The following is a 607-nucleotide window of genomic DNA, read 5'->3' on the forward strand; positions in this document are numbered from 1 at the left end:
GGTCACCAGCGAGGTCGCCGCCCCATTCGCTACGATACTCACCGGGTTAGCAGTCAGGGTAGATTTAGTAGGGTCAAGCTTGCTGCTGTCCGCCGTCAGCGTCACGCTGGCACGGTTGACTGCAAAAGCCTTGCCGCCCACCGTCACGGTAATCGCTGCGGTGCCTGCGGTAATGCCGCTCAGCATTGCGGTGTAGGTGCCGTTGCCGTTATCCGTTACCGTGTCCACTTTGCTGTTGGCCAGGTTAGGAACAAACTCCACCGTCTGACCATTTACCCCGTTGCCATTGGCATCGTTCAGGGTCAGGGTCAGCGTCGAGGTCTGGGTGCCATTAGCCACAATACTCGGCGGGCTGACTGCCAGCACAGACTTACTGGTGCTCAGGTTGTTGCTGTCCGCCGTCAACGTTACGCTAGCAGGGTTGACCGCAAAGGCCTTGCCCCCCACCGTCACGGTAATCGCCGCGGTGCCTGCGGTGATCCCGCTCAGCGTTGCGGTGTAGGTGCCGTTGCCGTTATCGGTCACCGTGTCCACTTTGCTGTTGGCCAGGTCAGGGACAAACTCCACCGTCTGACCACTCACCCCGTTGCCATTGGCATCGTTCAGG

1 protein-coding gene is annotated in these 607 nt (G+C 60.1%); it reads right to left on the bottom strand.

Annotated features, from left to right (window positions below; all coding sequences use genetic code 11):
- Positions 1–607 (bottom strand): Ig-like domain-containing protein (locus AC2A06_RS18785; protein WP_484381290.1); only part of this gene is annotated, 607 nt, incomplete at both ends.

Source organism: Serratia sp. HNCC26DJ244, assembly GCF_057180565.1.